At 68.6% G+C, this 3,261-nt stretch carries 5 protein-coding genes; all 5 read right to left on the bottom strand.

Annotation, left to right across the window (positions count from 1 at the left end):
• Positions 1-792: hypothetical protein (locus ACY34K_RS33780; protein ID WP_462754084.1), on the bottom strand; the 792-nt coding region annotated here is incomplete at its 3' end.
• The gene (locus ACY34K_RS33775) at positions 792-1,487 is read right to left on the bottom strand and encodes a hypothetical protein (protein ID WP_462754082.1); all 696 of its coding nucleotides are present in this window, start codon (positions 1,485-1,487) and stop codon (positions 792-794) included. The genes ACY34K_RS33780 and ACY34K_RS33775, both read right to left, overlap by 1 nt.
• Before the next feature lie 4 nt (positions 1,488-1,491).
• On the bottom strand, positions 1,492-1,737 hold the full coding sequence (locus ACY34K_RS33770) for a hypothetical protein (protein WP_462754080.1): 246 nt from the start codon (positions 1,735-1,737) through the stop codon (positions 1,492-1,494).
• Positions 1,734-1,943 (bottom strand): hypothetical protein, encoded by a 210-nt coding sequence (locus ACY34K_RS33765; RefSeq protein ID WP_462754078.1) that lies wholly within the window; start codon positions 1,941-1,943, stop codon positions 1,734-1,736. The genes ACY34K_RS33770 and ACY34K_RS33765 overlap by 4 nt, the downstream gene beginning before the upstream one ends.
• Before the next feature lie 156 nt (positions 1,944-2,099).
• The coding region (locus ACY34K_RS33760; protein ID WP_462754076.1) for a YfjI family protein at positions 2,100-3,261 on the bottom strand (1,162 nt) is incomplete at its 5' end.

Below are 3,261 nucleotides of genomic sequence, written 5' to 3'. Positions count from 1 at the left end.
GCTTCGTCCGGTTGCCATGTGCCGTGCTGCGATGGCGTCGCGCCAGCGGTCCATGGCTTCGGCTCGCTGTGTGACTTCTCCTGGGTCGGCGAGCTGGAGGGTGACGCACTCGGCGCGTGCGAGGTGGAGCCAGCGGGTGACGGGCTGCTGCCTGAGGTCTCGCCACTCGCGCAGTACGGGGCCGACGACGTCTCGCAGGGTGTCGTTGAAGACGTCGTCGATGGTGGGCTGGGGCATGAGGGCGACGGCGTACAGGTCGCTGTCTCGGCCCTTGTCTCCGCCGACGGCCTTGGCCATGTCCTGCCGGTCGTGGACGAGCTGGTCGAGCTGGAGCGCGACACTCTCGGCCTTCTCCCACGCGGAGCTCACCTTGGGATCGTTCCAGTCCATGGTCTGCACCCGCAGTTCCGTGGGGAGCTTCTTAGCCTGGGCGGTGAGTGCCTTGGTGAGCGTGAGGAACTCGGGCTGCAGGGCGCGGATCCAGCCGGGGACTTGCTCCTGAACGAGCTGGTTGTAGCGGCTGACGATCGGCTCTCGGAAGTCGCCGGCCACGTCGCGGATGGAGTCGGCGTGCCGCTTGGCTTCGGCCCGTTCGGCAATCAGCTTGGCGAGCTGGCCGGGGGTGTCGGGGATGTTGCTGGCGGTGAGGCGTTCGGGGTGGGGGGTGTGTCCGGCGTCGACGATGACCTGCCACATGGCGGCTGCGTCGTCGATGGCGTGGGGGACGGTGAGCTTGCGCCGGCGGGCTGCGCGGACGGCGACGTCGGCAAGTCGGGTGTCGGTGCCGTACATCAGGCTGCGTCTCCGTCCATGGAGTCGTCGCGGGCGAGGGCGTCGATCTCGTGCTCTCGGAGGCCTTCGAGGATGTCGGGCTTGGGGGCCATGAACTGGCCTCCGGTGGAGGCCCGCCAGGCGAAGTCCCGGGTGTCGGGCATCTGGCTGAGTTCGACGAGATGGCGGATGGCGTCCTGGTTCTGCTCGCCCCAGATGTCGACGACCTGGTGCCAGCCGCGTTCGTAGGCGACGGCGGCCGCTGCTCGGGCCAGGTACGTGTCGCCGGTGAACATGGCGTCACGGATGAGCTGTTCGGCCTGGCGGGGGTCCTCGACATCGGCGGCCTGTGCGCGTGCGTGGCGGACGCTCATCGCGGTCTGCGGGTCCAGGGGCTTGTCGCTGCCGAAGGCCCGGTTGGCGAGCTTCTGCTTGTGGGCGTCGATACCGGCGATGTGCTGTTCGTACAGCTGCTGCTGGGTTGCCTGCTGGCGCCGGTAGGTGGCGGCTGCGGCGGCGCGCTTGGCGTGGTCGGTCAGGGAGCGGCGGTCGAGGGTGCGCTGGAGGGCGGCGGTTTCCTGGTCGCGCTGCTGGGCGGCCTGCTGGATGGTGCCGTCGATGACGCGCTGTGCTTCGGCGCTGAGCTGGCTGGCGGGCTTGAGGAATCGGCCCTGAAGGTCGGTGGCCTGCTGCTCGGGGGTGCGGCGCTGGGTCATGGGGTCACTCTCCTGAGATGACGTTGGGGATGCCTTGCTGGATGCCGAGCGCGATTTGGCCGGCCATGTCCTCGCCTCCGGGGAGGGAGCGGACGGCTTCGCCGAGGGCGAGGAGGGCGGCTGTGGCGACGGCGAGGCGTTCGGCCGGGGGCAGGTCGAGGAGGAACTGTATGGAGTCGCGGTGTCCTCGGAGGGCCGCGATGGTCACGCCGCATGCGGCCAGTCCCAGGTCGGCTGGCTGGGTACTCACTGCGCCCCCTGGGGGTTGTCGGTGTAGGCGGTTTCGCGGTTGGGGCAGTGCTGGTTGTGCTGCTTGGCGCACTGGTGGTGGCTGCGGCAGAGGAACGCTCCGCAGCCTTTGGAGCAGGGCAGGTGGCTGGCTTTGCGGGCCGGTCGGGCGCAGGTCGCGCAGTACCTGACCGGGCGGCGCTGGAGCTTGGCCTTAATGGCGGTCACTGTCACTCCGGGTAGTGGTCGGGGTGGTTGGGGGCTTCGGCTACGAACTAAGCCGAAGGAACGAAAGAACCTGGTCAGCGGCTTGGATGGTGGGGGCTTTCTTCGTAGCTACGAATAAAGCCCCGAAACATCTGCGCAGGTCAGCGGCTTAATTCGTTACTTCGGCTTTTTTCGTCGCACCCCCTTTGTGGGGCGCCCGCCGGTCGGCTTTGTGAACTCTTCGTAACCGCCGATCTTCAGCAGTTCCGTCAGGAGTCCGTCGATCTCGGATGCCTTCTTGTTGCGCCCGAAGCACTCGGCGGTGATGGCGGTCCGGGTGACGCCCGCCTCTCCGCCGGCGTCCACGAATGTCTTCAGCCGGTCAAGGTCGGGGTTGCCGGATCCGCCGCCGAAGACGTACCAGGCGGAGTCTTCGGCGTAGTCCCACATCGCTTCTGCGGCTTCGAGGTGCGGCAGGTCCACGTAGTCGGAGCCGTCCAGCAGCGCGGCCGTGACGGAGAGGCGGAGGACCTGGGGTGCGGCCCGGGCGACGACTTGGGCCACCGGGCCGTCGCCGGCGTGGTCGGCAGCGAGCCGCTTGTAGAGCGCGCGCCAGTGCTCGGCCGCTTGCAGGCTGCGCTTCATCTGGCCGATGCCCTTGGCCTTCTCGATGACGCTCAGCAGCTCGGCGCCGAGGGCCTTCACGTCCGCCTCCGGCAGGTTCCCGCCGTCCGGTAGGAGCTTGGAGCGTCGAGAGAGGACGGGCAGGAAGCGGTTCATGGTGCCGCCTGCCCGCTCGGCTTCGTTGAGGCGCATGCGCAGTTCGGTTGGGGTGATGTGGCCGACGATGCCGATGTGTGGGTCGGTGGCGATCTTCGGCTTCACAGTCATGGTGCGGAGGGTGCCGCCGTCCCATGCCTGCCGGATGAGGGGAAGGAGGGTGTTCCCCTCGCGCTTCCCCTGGGCGAGGACGGACGCGAACTCCGACTCGATGATGAGCAGCCTCTTGTCGTCCACGCCTTCGTCATAGCTGTCTGACTCCGGGTCACCACTCGGGTCCCTCACCTGGATGATGAGCCCCTCGGCGGAGGACAGGCCGCTCATGACCCGCGCGTGGTCGAAGTCCCCGTCCGCGCAGCGCAGTACGCGGCGGGTCTCGGCCCACGACGTTCCCTTCATGCCGCCCGCGGTCCGGCCGATGATGAGCGGCCAGACACGGGCGCCATGGTGAACGCCGCCGGTGAGGATGTGCGGACTCTTGCCGATCATCGCCCCGGCCGCCGCGTAGACGGTGAACAGCATGGCGGCCGGGTCGGCTTCGGTGTGCGGCTCGATCGCG

The organism is Streptomyces sp. STAM6 (assembly GCF_054963715.1).
This window is presented reverse-complemented; position numbering and strand designations above follow the sequence as displayed.

Excerpts from the sequence above, each read along its gene's own strand:
- ACY34K_RS33775 (WP_462754082.1), bottom strand. The coding sequence starts at position 1,487 with ATGACCCAGCGCCGCACCCCCGAGCAGCAGGCCACCGACCTTCAGGGC.